The sequence below is a fragment of the Pseudomonas viridiflava genome (genome assembly GCF_900184295.1).
Taxonomy (GTDB): domain Bacteria; phylum Pseudomonadota; class Gammaproteobacteria; order Pseudomonadales; family Pseudomonadaceae; genus Aquipseudomonas; species Aquipseudomonas viridiflava.
Genome location: NZ_LT855380.1, coordinates 5,914,516 through 5,937,391, shown reverse-complemented (window position 1 = coordinate 5,937,391; position 22,876 = coordinate 5,914,516). Strand labels below are relative to the sequence as shown.

Here is a 22,876-nt window from a genome sequence, read left to right as displayed (position 1 = left end):
CGTCACGAACGACACCGATATCACATACCCGATTTGCTGAATCGCGCCGCACGGCACGCTTCGGTACCCGAATTTCTTGACGACCATAGAGCATTGGAACCACCTGATCCCATCCCGAACTCAGCAGTGAAACGATGCATCGCCGATGGTAGTGTGGGGTTTCCCCATGTGAGAGTAGGTCATCGTCAAGATTAAATTCCAGAACCCCTCATCGCTCACGCGGTGAGGGGTTTTGTCTTTTAGTAGAAGTCACCCTTTTCGCTGACACGTTACTGGCTAACGGATCGGCTGCAGAATTTCTTGACGACCATAGAGCATTGGAACCACCTGATTCCATCCCGAACTCAGCAGTGAAACGATGCATCGCCGATGGTAGTGTGGGGTTTCCCCATGTGAGAGTAGGTCATCGTCAAGATTCAATTCCGAAACCCCTCATCGCTTGCGCGATGAGGGGTTTTGTCTTTTCCGGCTCTGAATAACTGCAGAGTCAGGCAAACAGACTGCGTGCGTTACTCATGGCGCTGTCTGCGAAGCCCTGTAGAAACGCCTCGAAGTTCGGCAATGTTTCAGGACCTCCCTGATCGGGTTCGGCAATGATCGTCCAGGTAGCCACACACTCGTTGTCACCCTTGGACTGCACCGTCATGGATGCCCACAGATTGCCGACAGGCAAACTGGTGTGTATCAGCGACCACGTCATGTACAACGCGTGATCATCCCGGCTGTTCAATTGCTCGATCGCAAAGTTGCCGTCCTTGAACAGCTTCTTGCGTACCGAGCGGACACCTTTGCCGGTGACTTCAGTACTCTCCAACGCAGGAATGAACGCTTGAAAGCCACCGAAGTCTCCTACGACTGCCCACACACTGTTGGCATCGCTCGGGATCTCCACCGCTACCGACACACGGCACAGCGTAGGGTTCTTGATGAGGGTGTCAGGCTTGAGATTGCTGTGGATCGTGTTCATGTCGTTCTCCATTTCGTTTATTGATGACTCGACTCAGATGAAGTCGATTTCCTTCAGGTAATCGCAGCCCTTGCGCAACAGCGCGGGGGTTTTCTGCGGGTACTGCTCGCCCATCTGGCGGACGCCAGCCAGGGTGTTCTGGTGCTCGATCATCGAGATGTCCCCGATGTCTTCTTCAAAGCCGTCCAGATAGAAGCCCAGTACGCCAAACAGGGCGTTATCGCTGTCGACCCGGCTCAGTTGTGTCTGCCAATCAGCAACGCTGACCAACTTGAACTCGCGACCCGCCTCGCGGAACGACTCCACGTAGTGGTTCCAGCTCAACAGCTCAGGGTTATGCAGGTTGAATACGGCGCGCTCGGGCTGATAGCGACTGGCGTGAAAGCCAATAAAACGTGCGAGGAAGTCCACCGGCATCAGGTCGAAGTTGATGTCGAACGCCGGGACCTGACCCAGCTGCAGGGACCCCTTGAGCATCAGCATCAAGCGGTTCTTCTGCGGCTGACAAACGCCAGTGCGGCTGTTGAAGGCAATGTTGCCGGGTCGGTAAATGTTGACCCACACACCTTGATCCCTGGCGTGCTGCAAAATATGTTCAGCGACCCATTTGGTGAGGTTGTAACCGTTCTTGATGTAGATAGGCGGCGTAGCGGCAGCCGGTTGTTCAAGCACGGCGCCGGTGCCATCAATTGCGCTGCAGGCAGACAAGGTCGAGACGAAATTGAAAACCTTCTTGCTGCGTCCTTCACACAACTTCAGGCATTCGAAGACAGGCCCAACGTTGTCCTTGAACAGCGCTTCGTAATCCTGAACGTGGTTCACGTTGGCTGCGTTATGCACCAGCGCACCGAAGTCACGGTCCAGCCGCTCATACACCGCTTCGCTCAAACCCAGACGCGGCTGGGTGACGTCGGCTGGATAGACCGTCACTCGACTCAAGTCCAGATGCCCGAGTCTGTTCTCCGCCAGCGACTGTTCGAAGCGCTCCTGTGCGCTATGCCCGGCCGATTCACGCACCAGACACGCAATCTCGGTCGCGCCCCAGTCCAGCAGCGCCTGGACGATATGCACACCCAGAAACCCGTTGGCCCCGGTTACGATCACCTTGTGAACGTCGCCCAGCTTGCTGACAGGCAGCGCCGTTACCTGTACGTGCGGATTCGCATCCATCAGCGCTTTCGGGCTGATGGTATAGGTCGAGCTGCCTTCGCTATCGAGGAGGCTTGCGAGCGTCAGTACGGTCGGTGCTTCTATGAAGCGGTTGATGGGGATGCTGCGTCCGAACCGCTCGCGAATACCCAACAGCATGCGCGAGAGCAGAATCGAGTGGCCACCCAGATTGAAAAAACTCTCGTCAGTCGAGATGTCACCGGTTGGCAGCTCCAGCAACTCGCCCCACAACGCCACTAGCTGTTCCTGCCGCTCGTTTTCCGGCAGGCGCCGTGAGTGCTGATCGCTGAAGCTCACCGGCAGCTCCAGCAATGCCTTGCGATCAGTCTTGCCATTGCTGGCAAATGGCAAGGCATCGACCTTGGTATAGGCAACTGGATGCATATAGTAAGGCAGCAACTGCTGGGTATGAGCCTTCAACGCGCTCAGCGTCGAGTCATCATTCTGGGCACCGTGAGGCTGAGCGACGAAGGCCAGAATGCGCCGCTGCGCATCGACGACCACTGCGACCTGTCGATACAGCTGACTGGCACGCAGACAATGCTCGATCTCTTCAGGCTCGACCCTGAAGCCGCGAATCTTCACCTGATTGTCGCGACGTCCGCTCAGCTCGATACCCTCTGCGGTCCACTTGGCCATGTCGCCGGTGCGATAGGCGCGCATTCGCTCAGCGTCCGGACGCGTCAGCCACACGTAGCGCTCAGCCGTCAGTTCGGGATTGTTGAGGTAGCCCAGACAAACCCCGGGTCCGACGATGTACAGCTCGCCCTGAACCTCCTGTGGCACAGGCCGCAACTGGTCATCGAGAATCCAGACCTGACTGTTGGCGATCGGTCTGCCCAGATTGCGGTTGCTGCTGTTTGGCTGGAACTGCCCGGCCGTCACCAGCACCGTCGCTTCGGTCGGCCCGTACAGGTTGTGAAACTGACACTGCCCGGTGAGCTGCGCGATCACGTGAGGCTCACAGACGTCACCTCCGGTCACGACATGCTTGAGCCCCAATGGCTGATCCAACGGCAGGATGCTCAGCAATGCGGGGGGCAGAAACGCATGGGTAAGCCCGGCCTTCAAGGCGCTGACCAGTTGCAGCGGATCACGCCGCTGATCCTCGTCGGGCACCACCAGTTCGGCACCACTGAGCCAAGTCGGGAAAATGTCGATCACTGATGAATCGAAACTCAGGGTCGAGAATTGCAGCACCCGGCTGTGTTGATTCAGGTTCACGTAGTCCGCATACCAGGCCGTGAAATGGCTGAGGTTGCGCTGGCTGAGCAGAACGCCCTTGGGATGCCCCGTCGTGCCCGATGTATAAAGCGCCATGCACGGCGCATCGCAGGCAGGGTAAGCGTTTGCTGCGAGAGGGACTGTCTCCGGGATCTGCATGGCACTGATGTTCAGTGCGGGAAACTCGGCGGCCGCCAATGGGTGCGATCCGTCATGCAGCAAAAGCCTCGCCCCGGCGTTTTCGAGGATGTACTGCTGCCGCTGCAACGGCAGAGCCGGGTCGAGCGGCAGGTAAACCGCTCCGCAACCCAGGATCGCAAGCACGCCGGCATACAGTGCCGCGCACTTGGGCAGGCAGATACCGATCACGGGTGGCATATCCGTGTTGCCGGCCTGTGCAATGAGCGGCAATAGATGACGCTGAATGGCGGCGCTGTACATGGCCAGTTCGCGATAACTGTACGACTTATCCTGAACCGACAAGGCTGGCCGCTCTGCAAAGGTCTGCAAGGCCAGCGCCAGCCGCCGGGTAAGCGGCGTTTCCGCCAGCTGCAACAGCTCCGTTTTCGCGGTCTGGTTGAACTGATGCTCGAACAGCAGCGCATCGATTGCCTGCAAGCCGTCCTGGCGCTCGCTCTGAGCAGGCTGCGCCACGGGCAGATCATCGAAGTAATGATCGTCCCGTGAGCGTCGGCTCACCTGCAGGGCGATGATGTCCACCCATGCGGCAACAGCGTTGTCTCGCAGCATTCGACCATTGCCCGAAGGTTCGACGGGCAGCCACTCGCGAACAATCAGACGCTGTGCCTTGGCCGATCCATGCCAACACAACAGCTCCAGCCGTGGAAGCGATCCTGCAGTGTTGTCCAGCCCGACACGCAGGCTCAACACAGCCGGCTGGCCTAACCCTTTCAAGTCCTCACCGCCCAACGCCAGGCTGCCGTCCTCAATCAGCGTCGAGGCGTGAGACGTTCTTTGTGATTGCAGTGCGGCCAAGTCAGTCAGGTGATGCACGGCATGACCGTGAGCCTGCAGTTCGGTATTCAGTTCGCTGAGGGTCAGGCTGTGACCGAGAAGCACGATCTCCAGGCGTTTCATTGCAGCATCCCCTGGGCGGGCAGGTAATCGGCCAGCGCTTTCTGTACACACGGGGCGTCCAGCATCGAGCTGGCCTTGAAAAAGCGCATGATGTTGCCGATCAGTGGGTGATGGCGGTTTATCGGAAAACTCACCGCCAGGGATTCAGCCTTGAGTGCTTGCCTGACCGATTCAGCGACCGGCAGATGCTCGATCAGCGTGAAGTCAAAGCCGTGCTGTATGTCGCTGGTCAGGTACTGCGCGATGAACACCGGCATGATGTCAGCGATGCACTGGCGGTCCTCCTCGCTTGCCGTGTGCCAGTAGATACGCACCAGCCGCGCCCAGAAGCCTGAGTGGCGACCTTCGTCCAGCAGGTGGTCGGCCATCAGGCCCTTGACCGACTGCTTGACCGAGTCGTCTCTGGCAAAGGCCGCCACATCGTTGGTCACGGTGTTTTCCGCAATCGCGACGCAGATCAGCTCTACAGCGCTGCGCAGGTGTTCCGGCGCCAGTGCAAGCGCCGCAGGGATCGCCCGGCTCAGTTCGATTTCACCCGGCAGTTCGATGGGCTGTATGCCGGTCAGCGCGATGGTCTGCTGCATGAAGTCCATGGCAACCAGCGCGTGGTAGTCCTCATCCACCACCACCGTCATGGCGTCGTAGCGGCAGGCGAAGGGAAAGCGAATCGCGAAGTTGTCCTTGGCGATACTGCGCGCGGTCTTGTCGACGATCTCGGTTTCGAAGATCACCACATCATTGATGAATTTGTAGAGGCTCTGAACCAGCGCGTAATCACGCAAATGCGCACATTCGCGGCTGAAGGTTTCGCTGAGCACCAGTGGCTGGCGGCTGAGCGGGTAGATCAGTTTTTCATCGTTCTCGACGATTCGGCGTGGGCGAGTGCGAATCGTGGCGCGACCTTCCCACGCATCGATGAACGAGCTGTAGTCTTCTGCTTTCATGATGGCTTCCTTGTAGAGGCTTGAGCGCTGACCGTTGAGGGCAGCCCTCGGGAACTGACCGGTGCTAGGCGCTGACCTGCATCAGCGGTGCGCGCATGCTGAGTCGTAGCGTGTCCCACAGCTGAACCCTGCTTTCCACGGCGGCGATGGCGGCCTGGTACACCTCTTTTTCGCGTTGCGGATCGCCCGCCACCAGTCGTGCCAGCAGGCGCTCTGCGGCCGGGCCGTGATCTTCGGAGTCGACTTCGATGTGGCGTTCCAGGTAATAGCGAAACGTCGGTGCCTGACTTCCGGTGATGCCCCAGTCATCGAGAATGCTCTGGAACATCAGGGGGATGACGCTCTCGCGGCCATGCAGAAATGCAGCCGCCACGCTGTGAGCCGGCGCATGCAGTGCCGTCTCAAGGGTGCTTGTCACGAACACCGATGCCGCCTGGCCTGCGTTGACGCGCTGCAGGGCGGTTGTGTAATGCACTCCCTGATGCTGAAGCTCAATGAAGCGCTCGATCTGCTCAGTGCTGGCGCCTACCTCGCGCATGGCATCCAGATACAGCTCGAAATGGCTGTAATGGCCCCGGTCCAGTCGGTCGTCGGATTCCTCTCCCAGCACGATCTCGTTGATCAGTCTGGCGGCGGCGGGATCTTTCGGCGGCAGCCAGGGCAGCTGTGTACAGGTCAGTTCCTGTTGCAGGCGTTTGGTGAGCGACATGAAATCCCACACCGCGAATACGTGGGTCTCCATGAAACGTCTCAGCACGTCCAGAGAGGTGATTTCACTGAATACCGGATGACGGCTAAGTTCGAGTTTCTTTTGGTCCAATACTGTTTTTTGACAAGGCATGGCTTTATCTCTTGGTGGTGTTGGCTACGTGAAAGTTAGCGATTAAATACGCAGCGTTTATTCGAAGCTGTCCATCATTGGAATAACGGACACGCGAGGGCCTGCGGGTTGAACGATTAAAATCGTCAGCGTTCTTTATATGACTTCATTAGTTTTGCGGTGCCATGTGCTGGCGCCGTCAGCCCTTGAGGCCTTGGATTTGTGCGGTTACGGCACCTTCCACAAGGACTGCGATGAAAAGTTAAAACACAATTAATAACGTGTGCAATTGGTTTTTGAATTATTTCAAGTTGCACTTTATCAGGGCTGAAAGTTGCCATATAAAACGTGGTTTTCAAGTTTTATATGGGTGTAGGCAACCCTTCCGGTCGATAAGGACCAGAATTATAAATAATGAACGAATGCCTCGTTCAGCGTTGCCGTGATGCCGAACAATTAGAATGAATAGGTTTTTGGCGGGCGATATCGGAAACGACTTCCAATGTCTCTCTGCCCGTTGCGCTGACTCCTTTTCGTGGCGTTCACATAAACGGATATCACCGCCCTGATAACGCGCAGGCAGTGAATCCCGACCAGCATTGAACCCTCCGGTTGGATCCATCGAGGTCATGGCCGAGTTTGCCTTATTCAGGCGACCGACCACCCGACGGCCCTGGAAAATAGATATAAAAACGCCCGACGACACGGTGCCGGGCGCTGGACGGAGAGGGGAGGCAACAGCGGCTGATCCGGATGGAAAGCCGCAGGAGGGAGGTCAGTCGTGAGTCTTTTTGCGGGAGCGTACGGTTTTCTCTTCGCTGGCCTTGCTGTTCAGGTATTGGGTGATGGCCTGAACGCCGCGATTGAGGTGATATTGCAGTGCTGCCACGGTCGGTTCGACGGCCTTCGCTTCTGCGAGGCGAAGCAGTTCCCAGTGGTCATCCTGGGACAATTTGCCGAGGCCCATGGACGACAGATTGAAGCGCAGGAAACGCTCTTCTTCGTTCAGACCTTCTTCAACCAGCTGCATCAGTCGCTTGTTGCGCGTTTTGGCGTACAGCGACATGTGAAACAAACGGTTGAGCCTGCCGATCTGGGTGTAATCGGTCTCAACTTCGAGCAGCTCGATATAGCTTCTGGCGGCTGCCAGATCTTCTGCGGTCAGGTGGGGAATCGACAGCCGCAGCGCTTCGGACTCCAGCAGGATGCGCAAGGAATAGGCATCAACCGCATCTTCGGTGATAAGCGGTGCGACTACGGCACCCTTGTGCGTTTCCACCCGCAGCAGGGACTGCGCTTCAAGTTGCCGCAGGGCTTCACGTACCGGCATCCGGCTCACGCCGAACAGCGTGGCCAGTTCCTGCTGGCGCAACGCAGTGCCGCTCGGCAAGCTGCCGTCGATGATTGCATTGCGCAGTTTTTCTTCGATAACGGCCCGGGCAACATTGGCTGCGGGCTGTTCGTTGCCCAGTACCGAGCTTAAAAAGGCTTCTCTGTCTGATTTACGCATCGCCATACTTCTTCATCAATCCGGCAGGATAGGATCCAATAATTAGCTGGACTGCCGACAGACTAGCCAAGACTTGCCAGAAAGTCGCGAGCGTAGAGGTGTGTTCGGTGTTTTTAATGGGGCACATGAGTCGCATTGTGGTGAGCAATCGTTGATACGTTCAACACTATCTTAGCGCCCCTCAGGCCGAGTGCCGAATGAGCATTTATACACATAGCCATTTTCAGCTGTGTTTTCACCGCTGAGCATGCTGGCAGATCACTGCCAGCGCCCAAGGGCGGCCAGACCCGACCCTTAACTGCGGGGCACACGGCCTGACACAAAATGCTGCACGTCGTTGAAGCCAGGCGTCGATGCGTGACCGGGCGTTACCAGCGAATCGATGAACGCCTCGTCTTCCGGAGTGATGATGACGTCGAGTGCCTTGGTGTAGCCATCCCACTGCTCTTCGGTCCGAGGGCCGACGATGGCGGAAGAGACGGCCTGGTTGTTCAGTACCCAGGCAATGGCGAACTCAACCATGCCGACACCTTTTTCCTGCACGTGCGCCTGGATGCGCTGCGCGATGCGCAAGGACTCCACACGCCACTCCGTCTCCAGCAGCCGCTTGTCCTGACGTCCGGCACGGGTGCTGCTGTCAGGTGTGACGTCGGGCGAGTACTTGCCGCTGAGCACACCACGCGCCAACGGGCTGAAGGGCACAACGCCGAGTCCGTAAAACGCAGCGGCAGTGATCTGTTCGACTTCTGCCTGACGGTTGACGATGTTGTACAGCGGTTGACTGACGACCGGCTTGTCCACGCCCAGACGCTGCGCGACGTTGACGATTTCCGCGATCCGCCAGCCACGGAAATTGGAGACGCCCCAGTAGCGGATCTTGCCTTGGCGTATCAGCTCGCCAATGGCCGATACTGTGACTTCCAGCGGCGTGTCGTGATCCTCTCTGTGCAGATAATAGATATCCACATAGTCGGTATTCAGCCGACGCAGGCTGTTTTCAATGGCGTTGAACACATGTTTGCGACTCAAGCCCGCCCGGTTGGGGATGTCGCTGGGAGCGCTGTAACCGAGCTTGGTTGCCAGCACCCAGTCGCTGCGACGCGAAGCGATGGCCTGGCCCACGAGTTCTTCCGAGCGACCGCCGTTGTACACGTCTGCCGTGTCGACGAAATTGACGCCCTGATCCCAGGCCTTATCGATGATTCGCAAGGACTCGTCGGCGCCTGTCTGCTCGCCGAACATCATCGAGCCCAGAGTCAGTGTTGAAACCTTGAGACCGGACTGGCCAAGAACACGATAATTCATGTTTAACATCCTCCTTGTCATTCACGCGGGATCAGTCGGACATACTGGCGCGTATGCCGAGGCATTGAAAAGGTGAGTCGACCCACGGTCAGCGCTCATCGTTATACACAAGTCCGCCTCGACACTGATCGTGCCCATCGCTCTGCGTGGGCATGCCGCCCGTGACGCTCCGCGTCACAAATGGCACAGACTGAGGATTCAGTAAGCCGAGCGCATGACGTGGATAACGCTGGAGCTTGGGCACACATCTGCGCCACATTCCAGAGCGGACGCGGAACGTCCTGGGAGGCATGCCCACGCAGAGCGTAGGAACGATCATCATCGTATTCCTCCAGGAGGGCTTGTGTATAACGCCGAGTGGTCAGCGACAGGGCTGCTTAGCCGATATCCGGCAGTCCCCAGTCCTTGAGCGAGAAATCGGTCAGTGAATCAATGACCAGATCCGCATGCTCGTATTGTTCACGCGGCATGTGCGAATCAGGCACTGCTACGGCATACATGCCCGCCGCCTTGGCTGCGGTGACGCCGAACGGCGAGTCCTCGAACACCAGGCAATCGGCCGGGTCCACGCCCAGACGGCGCGCGGCTACCAGAAAAATGTCCGGCGCCGGCTTGGCTGCCGTCACGTCCGGGTCATCAGCGGTCACCACGGTTTCGAACAGCTCGAACCAGGCGCGGTGCAGCGTGGTCTTGGCGTGGAAGTAATGCACCGACGAACTGGTGCCCACGGCGATCGGAATGTTGTGCTCGGCCAGATGACGCACCAGCGTCTCGGCACCCGGCATGGCAGGCGAATGCGGGAAGCGCTCGTCGAGCATCGGCTGGCGAATCTCCAGAAACTCCTCGGCGGTCATCGGCAGCTCGAGTGTTTTGGTCACGTACTCCGCAAAGTCGGTGGCGCCCCGGCCGATGGTGTGCTGCTTGATCGCCCAGTCAAACGTCTTGCCGTGGCGGCTGGCGATGGCGTGAGTAACTTCGGTGTAGATGCCTTCGCTGTCGAGCAGCAGGCCGTCCATATCGAAAATGACGGCCTTGATCGGGCCGCGTGGGTTCTGCGTCGTGCTCATGTGATTCCGTCCGGTCAGCAAATTCGTTTCAGCCTAACGTTTCCGCCAAGACCATGGCTACCCCATGTTTTAAGGAGCGTGTCTTGAAGGCAGTTTCAGAACGGCCTGTTCGCAACAAAAGGCAGAAGGCCATGTCCAAGGGGCACTCAATAAGTGCAAACGCACACAGAACTGACCAACAATGCTGGGCCGTCGCGAGCTGGCGGTGATAATCTCTCGCGACTTTTCGGCAGCGCTGCAGGCTCTGTCGACCCGCGACTCACAGGTGTGAACACACTGTGATTTCAGGGACGACTTCTCATCATCAGAACGGACATCTTCGAGTCACTATGAATAAATCAGCAGGTATAGCGGTTGGCGTGATCGTCGTGGCAGGAGCTCTGGCGACGGCTGGCGCCTGGTACACCGGTACTCAACTGGAAGGCGCGTTGAACGACTCCATCAGCCAGGCCAACCAGGAACTGGCGAAGTCGTTCAAGGGCACCGACACCAGCGTCAAGCTCGAAATGCTCTCCCTTGAGCGCCATTTCTTCAGCAGCACCGCGCATTACCGCGTCGATATCCAGAACCTGTCTGATAGCACCCAGGGCGGGCAGTTCCTGTTCGTCGATCACATCCAGCACGGGCCGATCCCGCTGTCCCGCCTCAAGACCCTGAACCTGCTGCCGGTGATGGCGCTGAGCAATTTCGAGATGGAGAAAAGCCCAAGCTCGGAAAAATGGTTTGCGCTGAGCAAGGACGTATCGCCCCTCAAGGGTCAGGCCAGCATCGGTTATGACCGCGCCACCAAAGGTTGGGTGCAACTGGCACCGCTGGAAATGAACGACACTGACGGTACGTTCAAATTCTCCGGCATGACCGTGAATGCTGCTTCCTCGGCTGACGCTCAGAAGTTCGACCTCGACGGCAGCCTGGACAACCTGCAGCTGAATGTCCTGTCGCCCGATGGTCCGGTGAACATCGAAGTCAAAGGCATGACGTTCGACACCGGCGGCACCAAGGGTAAATCCGGGTTTTACCTGGGCCATACCAACATGAAAGTCCAGGCCGCCGCGTTCCAGCTGGTCGGCAAGCCGCAGGTGCAGCTCAAGGACTTCACCAACACCAACCTCGCTCAGGAAGATGCCGGTAACTTTGCCGCACAGGTCAACTACGACATCGGCATGATCGCCTATGGCGGCAAGGACGTCGGTGCCGCCCATCTGGGCATCAAGATCGCCAACTTCAATGCGGTGGCCACTCAGGCGCTGTATCAGCTCTACCAGAACACCATCCTGCCGCAACAGCAGGCCGCGATTCTGGCCGAGCGTCCGCTGCAGCTCGAACTGACGCCTGCCGAGCGTGAAGTGATGAACACCCAGACGAAAACGCTGCTGGCCGGCAAGCCTCGTATCGAACTGGAGAAACTCTCGCTCAAGACCGCCAACGGCGAAAGCCACATGCAGATCGCGGTGGACCTGACCGATCCGGGCTCGCTTGATCAGCCCGCTGATGCGCTGGCCGTGAAAACGGTAGGCGAGGTCAACGCCAAGGTCGTGCTTTCCAAGCCGATGATCCGCGACATCGTCACCCAGCAGGCCATTCGTGAAGGTCAGACCGACCTGAAGGCCATTGCCGATCAGGCCAGCGCTGCCAGTGACATGGCCAGCGCGATGGCCGAGATGATGCAACTGGCCAAGGTCGAGGGCGAAACCATCGTCTCCGACCTGCATTACGCCAACAACATGGTCGACTTCAACGGCCAGAAAATGACCCTGCAGCAGTTCATGGCGACGGTCATGGGCAAAGTCGGCGCACTGGGCGCCCAGTAAGCCTGCGTGTCGCTCGGGGCTGCAGCCGCAGCCCTGGGCTACGCCTTCTTCAGGGACACGTCGCGCATCAGCGTTCTGATGACTTCCAGCGTCTGGTGATAAACCGTCCCGTAATGGTCATGATGGCAGCATGGCCTGACCGAGAGGGTGATGGCATCCGCTGTCGCAGCGGCCAATTGCACATCCACCTGAGGGCTGGTCAGCACATTGGGAAGGCTGCCCACCTGATCCTTGAGCCGTGAGATAACCGCCTGTTCGTCTTCCGTGTTCGGCAATGTCGCCGTCAGCTCCACGCGCCGGAAATCATTGCTGGAGTAATTGATGATCGTGTCGGCGAAAATCTTGTTGTTACCAACCAGATTGAGCACATTGTCAGCCGTGTTGATGGACGTGACAAACAGCCCGATCTCGACCACCGTGCCTGTCACACCCGCTGCCGTAATGGCATCGCCGACCTTGAACGGCCGCAACACAATGATGAAACCACCCGCCGCCAGATTCGCCAGCAAACCCGACCACGCCATGCCGATCGCCAGCCCGACCGCCGCCAGCAGCGCTGCGAAGCTGGTCGTCTCTATCCCGCAGTAACTCAGAATCGCGATGACCAGAATGATATTCAGCGTGACGGTAATGAACGAGCCCACGTAACGCAGGACCGTCGGATCGAATCGCTGGCGGGTCAGGGAGCGTTGTACCATCCTGACCAGCACCCCGATCAACCAGCGCCCGAAGATCCACAGGAAAGCCGCGATGACCAGCTTCAGAACGATCGTCGCTCCATACTGCAAAACGATGTTGAGCAGCGAATTGACCTTGTCGGTGCCGACATTGATGACATTCAGCGCATCCATGAACGCAACTCCTGAACGTAAGGCTCGACCGGCAGATGGTCTGCCGGATGAACCCGTACATTGTTCAAAAAAACACCAGAACATCTACTGGCAGTTTTGACAGAAGGCGAAGTGCTGGCATTCGTTGCGCGTGATTTTTCGTTACTGAGTCAGCCCCACCAAGGTATCCGCCAACTGCCGGGTGCGTTGTGATGTTCCCGCCGTCATGTCGCTCGATCCCTCCAGCTCACTCAACAGCCCGGTCAGCGTGCCGACCTCGGCCGACTGCTCTTCGATATGCTGCGCGACCTTGCGAATCTCTTCAGCCAGACGCTCGATATCGGTGCCGATGTCGTTGGCGTTCTGCGAGGTCTTCTGCGCCAGTTGCCGAACCTCGTCGGCCACCACTGCAAAGCCACGGCCCATTTCGCCTGCGCGTGCCGCTTCGATGGCAGCGTTGAGCGCCAGCAGGTTGGTCTGTCCGGCGATCTGCTGAATCGTCTGCACCACCGACTGGATGCGCAAGCTGGATTTGGCCAGTTCCCGCGAACCCGACACCACTTCGTCGGCCTGATTGACCAGGCTCTTGACGGTATCGCCCGCCTTGTCGATGACCTTCTCCTGATGCGTGATCGTCTGGGTCAGTTCATCCATCGAGACGTGCAACTCGCCCGAGTAGTGACGCAGCTGCCCGGCAATCTCTTCCTGATCCTGGTGAGCCTTGACCAGCACGTCGCCCAGATCGCTCAGGCCGCTGAACACCGGACGAATCTGTTCATCCAGACCGCTGGGGTCAATGGACTGGACGAAGTTGCGCTGTTTGAACTGGTCGATCTGCTTGACCACCACATGGCTCAGGCCCGCCAGTTTCTTGATCTGCCGACGCAGAAAGAACGCCTTGAACTCACCGTAGTAGGCGATGAAGTTGTCGATGTAGTCGTCACGGAAGGACTGGCCTTCAGGCACTTTGAAAAAGAACACGGCGGTCAGCGTCTGATTGAGGTTCAGCCCGAGGATCTCCCCGAAGGTCGAGAAGCCCACGACAGGCGTGTCGCCGAACACATCGTTCATGCGGCCCAGTTCGCTGCCGTTGTTCAGGCGGCGCAGGATGCAGTCGCTCAACAACCCCAGCAATGGCTTGCCGGACTTGCCCTGCAGGAAGCGGGCGAAGTCCTTGCGTGTGCTGTCGATCATCGACGTTCGCTTGACCATCACCAGCTCTTCGCCTGGCGCAACGTCACAGAACAGATGGACCCGCTCGCTTTCGTAATCAATGCGCGCGATGGAACGAACGAACAGTTCCTCGCCCACCCGGATGGCAAACGAGTACTGCGCCAACTTGTTCTCCAGATCACGCCGCTCGCAATGCAGCGCGTCACACAGTGCCGCCACCATGGTGCTGATCTCGCCACGCGCGTTGACCACCTGGCTGATGTAACGCTCTTCCAGCGACGCGGTCAGCACGCTCAGGCTCAGTGACGTAGGCTCGAAGTTCTGGCTTTTGAAAACCCCGAAGCGCACGTTCTTCGCACTCTTGAGGAACACCACCTGAGCATGGTTCTCGTAACTGCGCTTGCCGTCGTGGATCAGCGTTTTCTGAAAGTCGCCCTTGCCACCCGCAGACCCGCCGACGAACAGACACGGAAAGCGCCCGGACTCATACAGCGCTTCCATGAAAAACGACTCCGACGCCGACAACCCGTCGAACGTGACATAGGCCAGCGTGTCGCGATGATCGATAGGCGTGCTCACTTGCGTGCGCTTGATCGAGTCAGTCAGCCGCGCGATACGCTCACGCATGGAAAGCCGCTTGCCCGCGCCGCGAATGTCCTCACTGTGCAACGGAATGTGCACCACCTCGGCACTCTTGATCACGCTGGCGTCGAACAACGCCAGCACGATCCGATCCCACTGATTGTCAGCTGCGCAATACAGCGAATCATTACTCGAACACAACTCGCCCGACGTTGTGCACAAGCTGATTTTGGCATTCGGAAAACGCGCCGCCACAGACCGCGCCACCTGATCGAAATCGACATGCGGCGAGACAAAGCCGGTGAGGTAAACCGGGTCGAAACTCAGGGCAGAGAGTTTTGCACTCAGCTCGCGGGCAGAGGTAATGACACTGAGAACGCCGCCGGTTCGCGTGGCCGTGGTCCGAAGACGGGATAGAAAGCTCATGATTGAGTCCGAAGAAGGTAGGAAGCGGGGCCGCGGGGGATGCGGTCAGATACTTTTTCATCGGCTGGGAGGGGGATTGCGGTAGGGCTGAGGGGTGAAAAACTGTCCGAATGGTCGGGATTTTGGATGGGTGGTTTCCGAACGTGCTTTAAAGAAGTGCCCAGACGGAGCGCTCATTGTCACGCTGATCGTCCACACAGAGCGCTCATCGTTATACACAAGTTTGGAAGACACGCAAAACGGGGCCAAAACGTAGGTATCTGACTGAATGCATACCCCGTGGGAGGCGGCTTGCCGGCGATGGCGTCAGTTCAGTCACTGATAGGTCGCTTTAGAAAAGCATCGCCGGCAAGCCGCCTCCCACAGTCCGTGGTCGCAGCAAGACTCGGGTATAACGCTGAGCACAAGCATGGGCATGATCGGGGTGCTTGAGATCACGCTGATCGTTCCTACGCTCCGCGTGGGAATGCCGCTCAGGACGCTCCGCGTCCGCTCTCGAATGTGGCGCAGATGCGTGGACAAGCTCCAGCGTTATCCACGTCATGCGCTCGGCTCACTGACTCCGCAATCTGTGCCATTTGTGACGCGGAGCGTCACGGGATGCATGCCCACGCGGAGCGATGGGCACGATCAGTGTTGAGGCGGATTTGTGTATAACGATCAGGACGGAGCGTGGGGCGATATCCGGCCTCTAACGCTCCACACTGCCGCTGATCTGCCCCAGAAACTTCTGTGCGAAAAGCACTCGCTGCTCCGGAGTGTCAGCAGCGCCGCCTCGAGCCAGTTCTCTGATGCGAGCCTCCACCCCCTCGGCTCGATAGGCCAGGCCACATTCGTTGGCGATCTGTGCACTCAGGTCGGGTCGGGCGTTGATTTCAATAACCAGAGGCCCGAGATTTTGATCCAGCATCATGTCCACTTCGATGTAACCCAGCCCGCAAAGCTCGTGGCACCTGGCAGCAAGCTTCATGAAGTCGTTCCAGGCCGGCAGCCGGAAGCCTTCGATGACATCAGTCTTGTCCAGAGGCTTTCCAATATCCTTGAGCCAGGTACCTCGCAAGGTCATGCCAGACGCGATGTCGATCCCGACACCGATGGCGTCCGGTTGCCGACTGGTCCAGCCGGCCGATTGCCGCGTGGGAATACGCAGCATGGCCATCACCGGGTAGCCCATCAACACGGTAACGCGAATGTCCGGAACTCCGTCACCGCTGAAGCCTTGAAAGACGTCGTCCGGAATAACCCGATACTCGACCAGCGCACGATCCTTGTCGCCCCGCGAATAGGCTCCGCTGAGGATGTCTGAAACATGGTCCTCAATGTCCGCGTGGGTGACGATCTGCCCGGACAGCGTTCGATAACGGTCTTCGAAGCGTTCGGTGATAACCATAATGCCTTTTCCGCCCGTGCCTCGGGCAGGTTTGATGACAAAGTCACTGTGCCCGTCGACAATCTGGCCGAGCTTTCTGATCTCTCTTTCAATGGCAATGACGCCATAGGTCTGCGGCGCTTCAAGGCCCGCCTGCGTCGCCCGTTCCTTGGTGAGGATCTTGTCATCGGCCAACTTGCTGAGCCTGCGCTTGTTGTACGTGAGCTCATAATCGAGATCGCGCCGATTGATGCCCGGTATGCCCCATGCGTTCAGGGCCTTGCGGATTTTCCACAGGCCGGTCATTAGGCTTTTCTCTCCACGAACGCTTTCAGCTCGACCAGCTCTGTCAGGCGATAGCCGCGATAGCGACCCATCGCCAGCATAAAGCCGGTCAGGACCAACAGCACGGCCGGGAAGGTAAAAACGAAGTAGACCAGCTCCGGCACGCTCATGATGATGTGCGCCAGCGACGCGGCGAAGAGGGTGCCGATTGCAACTTTCAGGGCGTGCCCGCCGCCGCTTTCTTCCCAGGTAATGGACAGGCGCTCGATGGTCATCGTCAAAATCACCATCGGAAAAAGTGCCACCGAAAGCCCGCGCTCCAGCCCCAGCTTGTGGCTGAGCAGACTGACCGCGGCAATCAATATCACGACGAAGGTCAGCACTACGGACAGGCGAGGCAGCATTTGCAGTTTCAGGTGTTCAAGATAAGAGCGAAGCATCAGGCCCAATGCGGTGATGCCCGTGAACAGCAGAATGCCAACGTCGAGTTGGGTTTCCCTGAACGCCAGCGCGATGAGCACGGGAGTGAACGTGCCCAGTGTCTGAAGACCGATCAGGTTGCGCAGCAGCAAAATCACCAGCACGCCGACCGGGATCACAATCATGATCATGAATGTTTTCTGAGTCTCCAGCGGCAGACCGTACAACGAATAGGACAGGAAACTGTTCTCTGCGCTTGCATCCGCCAGTTTGGCCAACTGCATCGCGTTCATTTCGCTGTTGTTCAGGCTGAAGCTTACCGTTGCGTTCTTTCCGCCATCGACAGTGATCAGGTCTTCGTTACCGATCCACCACAACAGCCTGTCATCCGGTAACCCGGCCTGGCCTGTGTCCGGGTTGAAGTACAGCCACTTCTTGCCATTGAAACTGCGCAGCCAGAGTTCGGGCGTTTGCGGCTGATCGGCTACCAGCCGGATCGTGTGGACTCTTTCCATCGGAACATGTGCGAGTGAGAGCAGCAACTCAGTGATCTGCGCTTTTTTCTCTACCGACGTATTGCCAGCCAGCAGGAACCTCGCGTCATCGTTACCCGTATCGTTGACGCGCTTGATGGCCTCGCTCATGAAGGTTTCGACATCGGCGGAATGCCGGCGGATCGGTGCCACCAGAGCCTCTGCCGCGATTTTCTCTGCACCCGCAACCGGCAGACTGTCGCGATAGATCGGTCCTTTTTCCTTGGGCTTCTCTCCACGATATCGCTCGGTCAGCACCAGCCGGTAATACAGCTCCTGAGTCCCTTTGGCCCGACGCGATGACCAGGTCGCCTTGCGATTGCCGTCCACCACATTGACGCTCACGCCATAGTTCCTGGAAATGAAGCTTTCGTTGAGGTTTACGTAGTCCGATGCCAGCGAAGGCAAGAACATCTGAACCTTGATCGCGTCCCCGACATTGGCCTGAAACTCTACCTTGGCATCAATGTTCCAGAGATGATCGGTTTCATTCTGAGTCATCGGGATGCCGAGAACGGCAATCTGATAGGCCGTAACCCCGATCCCCAACAGGGTCAGAATTGCGATCAGAAATTTCAGGTGGAGTGAGGTGGCGCGCATGGCTTTACTCTGCGTTGAGCGATGACGAGGTGAGTGTTGATATCGAGGTACTACGTCCGTGTGAGCAGACCATCATCTTCAGCATCGTGTGCGGATGGCCAGACAAGCAATCGTGTGCTGACATCCCAGGCAGGGTTGGCCGGATGGTTGAACAGCCAGTTTCCGCTGCCGACTTCTGCAAGGTACGTTTTGATCGTTGCAAAGCGGGATGGCACGCTCTTGACGCGTACAGATCAGGAAAGGCACGACCCTGATCTGAGTCTGAAAGGAAGGGCTGATCACGCCTGATGGGGCCATGCATCCGACAGAGGGGCCTTCAGGCAAAGTAGTGGTGGGGGCTTTAGCGTCCAGCATGCATTGAATTCCATCCATTGAATAAGCATGACGCGGAAATTTGATTCCTTCGTGTCGGGTAGCATATTGCTATTTCCGCAGGCTTGGATACCTCTATCTGCTGGTGATGGAGGCGATTTTAGCATGGGCCTCTGGAGGAGGATCAGTACGGGTCAAGCGCCTTAATCGCTTAACCGTACATGTGCAGCAGATCCTCGATCGGCTTGAGCTCATGTACCGCGAACGGTGTTATTACTTGCCCAGCCATTGCCTGATGCCTTATATTTTTTCGAAAAAAACTTCCGTTCCGATGTTGATCCTAAAAGATTTCGCAGCAGAGAAATCGGGGAGCTTGAGCCGGTAATTCAATGCTAAATCAGGGTGAAAGAATTATCTTGGTTTACCTATATTATTAATTGGGGGGTTGAATAATTCTATCGGAGTGATTCAAGCCAATTTTTATAGTATTCTGATTGTGTGGTGGGCTCGTTAGTCAAGCTCTCTTCTTCATAATCAAAAATATTAACTAGATTTTCTCTGCGCGCTTGTTTTCCTGTTTCAAGTTCGTATGCCATTAATCCAGCTGACATTTGTGAAGACATTCTGGACGGATGTACATTACGTTTTGCTCCTTTGCAAAGAAATTTAATTTCGGGCAGCTCTTGCCTGAGCTTAATAAAGCAGGAAAACAAGTTTTCGCCATGACAGATTTTTTCAAAATTTTTGAATTTAAATATTATAGATGGTTGTTCCGTATCATAAAATACCGTTGCTTTTTCTTGAGCTCCATTGCGTATTAAAGTTATTTCTCTGTTATCCATTTGTCATTTCCTCGCTGGGTTGGAATTTATTCAATTCGCCCGCTAGCTTGGTCGGGTCGGGCGTCAGAAACCGTCCATTGTCCGGGTTTTTATAGCGATGGCGGTTGTAGTGTAGGCCCGTTTCCGTATCGAAGTACTAACCCTGAAAGCGCAGCGGGTTGTCGATTTCGGCGATGTCGAGGGTGGCGAGGTTGCCTTAGGCCCGATATTTCGCCGACCACATGATCTCGCCGCTATAGTCGGTGAGTTCCTGCGGCGTACCCAGATGGTCAAGCTGGTAGTAGAATGGCGTTGCTTTCAGCGGCCCTTCGCCGTCAAGCATGGCCAATGGGCGGAAGGTGCCGGGTTCGTAGATGTAGGTGCGATACCGGTTGCTTGCGCTTTCGGCGATGAGCCGTTCGCCTTGCCAGAGGAATTCGGTAGTGTGGCCGTCGACAGTCTTTTCGATCCGGCGGCCAAAGGCGCAGTACTTGTAGGACGCGGTACTGCCGCCCGGCAGGCTGACGCCGATCCGGCGGTGCTGGAAGCAATATCAATTGCCAAATTTTTCTTCGTTATAAAACTAGTATGGAAGCTAAGTTTACTGTGGTTCCTCAACAGCCAAGTCTGACTTGAGTTTTAGATATTAAAACGCTGCTAGTCTTCGAAAAAGTTTTTTGCAATTGATGACCATTTTTTATCTTGTATTAGTTGTAGCGTGGGGTTTTCTGTTTCAAATTCTACTAGTAATGTCAGGAAGCCATTTTTGTTTTCGTCGGCATCTTTTGGATTCAGCCATCCCATTTCACAGTCTTCACAGTGGAGGTATAGTCTTTCGTTAGTTGTATCGTGGGTAATTATAAGTCTGCCCTGTTTGCAGGCTGAGCAACTTGTATACCAGTAGTGTTTTTCCATTTCTCATTCCGACGGAAAAGCAGTGATGATTTGTTGGTTCCGGGAGCCAATTTGATTTCAAGGCTGTAAACTAGTTCCCAAAATGCGCCTCTACTTCCGCAGAATGGCCAATTATTCTCCCCATTGGTACTTCTAATGTACCATCGGCGTCGGTTTAATTCCATTCGCTTGAGCCTTTTGCCACGCCTCACTTGTTAGATTGACGGCGTCGCCATTAAAAACTCCATTCAGCGGCTTAGCTGTGTCATTAAAATTATGTAGTCTGACGTGATTCTCTCGAACTTCGCCTTTATATTTGCCTTTAAGAAATACAACACTTTTCCAGTCAAGCGCCTTCCCAGAGGGTGCCGGTACTTTGGGTGAAGCTTCGCTAACGGCTGATCCTACTATAGGCCCGGTATTTTGTAAGCGCTCCATAAACCCCACTTGGCTAAAGATAGGTAAAGCGCTTAGCTGTGAAGTCGAGGTTCGCAGTTCCACGGCAGCAAGGCTTCGTAATCCTCAACCGAAGTCGCCGTTGGCAGGCGTTCCAGTGCGTGGCGCAGCCACGCATAAGGCTCTTGGCCGTTGGCTTTGGCAGTCTCGACCAAGCTGTAAAGTTGAGCACTGGCCGTCGCGCCCTTGGGCGTGTCGCTAAACAGCCAGTTCTTTCTTCCGATCACGAAGGGGCGGATCGCGCGTTCTGCCGCGTTGTTGTCCATCGGCAAATACCCTTCCTCGACGTATCGCTCCAGCTTGCTCCAGTTACTTGCGAGGTAACTGATGGCTTTGCCCAAGGCATTCTGAGCGGTGACCTGGGGCTGCGTCTTTTCGATCCAGCTTTTCAACTGAGCCAGTATCGGCAGGCTATGTTCGTGACGGCCGATTTTACGGTCAGCATCGCTACTGGCCTTCAAGTCGCGCTCGATGCCGTAAAGCTTGTTGATCAGGTTCAGCGCGATATCGGCACGCCCCGTTTTACCTTTGGGCTGCACTTTCTGTGCTTCAACAAACTTGCGTCGCGCATGCGCCCAGCAGCCTAGACGCTCAACTCCGTCCTGCGCGCCCAAGGCATTGTAACCGGCGTAGTCATCGGTCATCACGTAACCGCGATAACCTTCGAGCAGGCGCGTTGGCACCTCCTGCGCCCGGCTGGTGGAGTAGTTAAAAAGGATGACCGGCCTATCCGGTGGGCCGCCGGTTTGCACCCACATCCAGGATTGGCTGCTCGGTTCTCGATCTGGTTCTTTCAGCACTTGCACGCGCGTTTCGTCGCAGTGGATGACGCGGCTTTCCAGTAGCCGGTCGCGCATCAAATTCAGCAGCGGCTGAAAGTGTTCGCCGCACTGGATCACCCAGCGAGCCAAAGTCTGGCGCGGGATATCAATACCGTGGCGACCCAACACTTTTTCAAATCGATGAAGCGGTAAACCGTCAACGTATTTGGTAGTCAGCAACATCGCCAAAACGCTGGGGCTGGCCATGCTTTTTTCAATCAGTTGAGCAGGCTTGTCCGCAGTGACTGGGGCGGCTTCGCATTCACGGCAACCGTAGATCTTGCGCACATGCTTGATCACGCGGATCTGCATTGGCACGATCTCAAGCTGCTCGCTGATTTCCTCACCAATGCTGTGTTTACGGCAACCGCAGGCGCAGGTCAGTTCGTGCTCGGGCAGTTCGTGGATGACTTCGATGCGCGGCAGATCGGCAGGCAGCGGCTTGCGCTTGCCACGGCGCTTGGAGGGGGCGACAACCTCTTCTTCAGCGTTTTCGTCGATAGCTTCGACGACGCTTTCGGCTTCGTTGAAGAGCGCCAACTGCGGTGTGGCCGGATCGGCTGTTTGCTCGGACTTGCGTCCGAACAAGCGCTGGCGCAGCAATGCGTTCTCTTCTTCTAGAAAACCGACCCGCGACTGCATCTTCGCAAGCATTTGCTTGAGCAGTTGGAGATCGTCGGGAAGGTTGTCGGGCATGGATTTCATGCCCTGGATTATACCGAATCAGGCCAAGAATCGCGGCGTCAAAACCTGATGGGGACGGTTACGCCAGAGGTCAAAACCGTCGAGCAGCCAGTTCAGTTCCTGGACGGTGAGGACAATCGCCTCGTCGGTGGCATCGGGCGATGTTTTGAATCGCTCTGATTCCAGGCGTTTGAGCCAAAGGCAGAAGCCGTTGCGCTCCCAGTACAAGATTTTCACTCGGTTGCGCGGCTTGTTGAGGAAAACGAAAAGTACCGGGTCGAACACGGCAACCTTGATATCCAGTTCGACCAGCGCAGCCAGTCCGTCGATGGATTTTCGAAAGTCTACAGGTTTGGGGTAGAGGTACACTTTTTCGACTTTGGCGTCGGGTCGCATCATGGCGCACGGGCTCCTGAGAGTATCGGGAGCCCAGCATCCCGCGTTAGCTTACTGCTTTGAATGTGGGGTTTATGGAGCGCTTACGGTATTTTGACTGTCAGCATCCGGGCTAACCGCCAGTTAGCCCCAACGGATCTGCCCACCCCGTAGGGTAAGGCACGTACTGATAGTTGTTAAGCTAACCCGTGAGTTTAATTGAATCTGCGTCAGCCAAGTGATAGCGTTACAGTAAAGCTTATAATACATGGCAAAGCAAGGTGAAGTGGGTTTTTAACATCGGGGTCTGGCCTGGCTGACGCTCACTTGAGAAATAAATTTAGGCTTCCGGAATTTATTCCTTCTAAGTGTCGCTCCA

Annotated in this window: 14 protein-coding genes, 2 rRNA genes and 3 pseudogenes; 3 read left to right on the top strand and 16 right to left on the bottom strand. The window is 56.6% G+C overall.

What is annotated here, in order from left to right; all coding sequences use genetic code 11:
- The first annotated feature begins 75 nt into the window (after window positions 1-75).
- Both rrf (CFBP1590_RS26705) and rrf (CFBP1590_RS26700) read left to right on the top strand, forming a co-directional pair.
- Window positions 76-191, top strand: a 5S ribosomal RNA gene (gene rrf / locus CFBP1590_RS26705).
- A gap of 108 nt (window positions 192-299) precedes the next feature.
- Window positions 300-415 (top strand): 5S ribosomal RNA (rrf, locus tag CFBP1590_RS26700).
- A gap of 72 nt (window positions 416-487) precedes the next feature.
- On the opposite strand, the gene CFBP1590_RS26695 is transcribed toward rrf (CFBP1590_RS26700), so the two are convergent.
- The 7 genes from CFBP1590_RS26695 to CFBP1590_RS26665 form a co-directional block, all read right to left on the bottom strand.
- Window positions 488-967, bottom strand: coding sequence for an SRPBCC family protein (locus tag CFBP1590_RS26695; protein ID WP_088236299.1), 480 nt, complete (start codon window positions 965-967; stop codon window positions 488-490).
- Between the two features lie 33 nt (window positions 968-1,000).
- Window positions 1,001-4,459 carry a non-ribosomal peptide synthetase gene (locus tag CFBP1590_RS26690; RefSeq protein WP_088236298.1) on the bottom strand — a complete coding sequence of 1,153 codons (3,459 nt, stop codon included), beginning with the start codon at window positions 4,457-4,459 and terminating at the stop codon, window positions 1,001-1,003.
- A complete protein-coding gene (locus CFBP1590_RS26685; RefSeq protein WP_088236297.1) occupies window positions 4,456-5,403 on the bottom strand; it encodes a diiron oxygenase in 948 nt (315 codons plus the stop codon). Before CFBP1590_RS26685 ends, CFBP1590_RS26690 begins: the two co-directional genes overlap by 4 nt.
- Before the next feature lie 64 nt (window positions 5,404-5,467).
- Window positions 5,468-6,244 (bottom strand): DUF3050 domain-containing protein, encoded by a 777-nt coding sequence (locus tag CFBP1590_RS26680; protein ID WP_088236296.1) that lies wholly within the window; start codon window positions 6,242-6,244, stop codon window positions 5,468-5,470.
- Between the two features lie 754 nt (window positions 6,245-6,998).
- Window positions 6,999-7,733, bottom strand: coding sequence for a GntR family transcriptional regulator (locus tag CFBP1590_RS26675; RefSeq protein ID WP_088236485.1), 735 nt, complete (start codon window positions 7,731-7,733; stop codon window positions 6,999-7,001).
- Between the two features lie 294 nt (window positions 7,734-8,027).
- The gene (locus CFBP1590_RS26670; RefSeq protein ID WP_088236295.1) at window positions 8,028-9,038 is read right to left on the bottom strand and encodes an aldo/keto reductase; all 1,011 of its coding nucleotides are present in this window, start codon (window positions 9,036-9,038) and stop codon (window positions 8,028-8,030) included.
- Window positions 9,039-9,415: 377 nt separating this feature from the next.
- Window positions 9,416-10,105, bottom strand: a complete 690-nt coding sequence (locus CFBP1590_RS26665) for an HAD-IA family hydrolase (RefSeq protein ID WP_088236294.1) — start codon at window positions 10,103-10,105, stop codon at window positions 9,416-9,418.
- Between the two features lie 329 nt (window positions 10,106-10,434).
- Between CFBP1590_RS26665 and CFBP1590_RS26660 the strand changes: the two genes are divergently transcribed.
- Window positions 10,435-11,916: a YdgA family protein gene (locus CFBP1590_RS26660; RefSeq protein ID WP_029242547.1), complete on the top strand. Its 1,482-nt coding sequence runs from the start codon at window positions 10,435-10,437 to the stop codon at window positions 11,914-11,916.
- Window positions 11,917-11,954: 38 nt separating this feature from the next.
- Here CFBP1590_RS26660 and CFBP1590_RS26655 read toward each other — a convergent pair whose 3' ends face one another.
- The 9 genes and pseudogenes from CFBP1590_RS26655 to tnpB all read right to left on the bottom strand — a co-directional run bounded on the left by CFBP1590_RS26655 (window position 11,955) and on the right by tnpB (window position 22,521).
- A complete protein-coding gene (locus tag CFBP1590_RS26655) occupies window positions 11,955-12,767 on the bottom strand; it encodes a mechanosensitive ion channel family protein (RefSeq protein ID WP_088236293.1) in 813 nt (270 codons plus the stop codon).
- Window positions 12,768-12,908: 141 nt separating this feature from the next.
- Window positions 12,909-13,265: pseudogene (locus tag CFBP1590_RS28670) on the bottom strand (methyl-accepting chemotaxis protein); the annotation flags it as partial.
- Between the two features lie 555 nt (window positions 13,266-13,820).
- A pseudogene (locus CFBP1590_RS28665) lies at window positions 13,821-14,927 on the bottom strand (FIST signal transduction protein); the annotation flags it as partial.
- Between the two features lie 691 nt (window positions 14,928-15,618).
- Complete coding sequence (locus CFBP1590_RS26645; protein ID WP_088236291.1) at window positions 15,619-16,602, bottom strand: alpha-L-glutamate ligase-like protein; 984 nt, start codon at window positions 16,600-16,602, stop codon at window positions 15,619-15,621.
- Entirely contained in the window at window positions 16,602-18,134 is a 1,533-nt protein-coding gene (gene rloB, locus CFBP1590_RS26640; RefSeq protein ID WP_088236290.1) for an osmotic stress tolerance membrane protein RloB, read from the bottom strand. The genes CFBP1590_RS26645 and rloB overlap by 1 nt, the downstream gene beginning before the upstream one ends.
- 767 nt (window positions 18,135-18,901) lie before the next feature.
- Complete coding sequence (locus CFBP1590_RS26635) at window positions 18,902-19,288, bottom strand: hypothetical protein (RefSeq protein ID WP_088236289.1); 387 nt, start codon at window positions 19,286-19,288, stop codon at window positions 18,902-18,904.
- A gap of 19 nt (window positions 19,289-19,307) precedes the next feature.
- A pseudogene (locus CFBP1590_RS28240) lies at window positions 19,308-19,820 on the bottom strand (RHS repeat domain-containing protein); the annotation flags it as partial.
- Between the two features lie 811 nt (window positions 19,821-20,631).
- Entirely contained in the window at window positions 20,632-22,143 is a 1,512-nt protein-coding gene (gene tnpC / locus CFBP1590_RS26610) for an IS66 family transposase (protein ID WP_088236286.1), read from the bottom strand.
- A gap of 18 nt (window positions 22,144-22,161) precedes the next feature.
- Complete coding sequence (gene tnpB / locus CFBP1590_RS26605; RefSeq protein ID WP_231991798.1) at window positions 22,162-22,521, bottom strand: IS66 family insertion sequence element accessory protein TnpB; 360 nt, start codon at window positions 22,519-22,521, stop codon at window positions 22,162-22,164.
- Window positions 22,522-22,876: the final 355 nt, after the last annotated feature.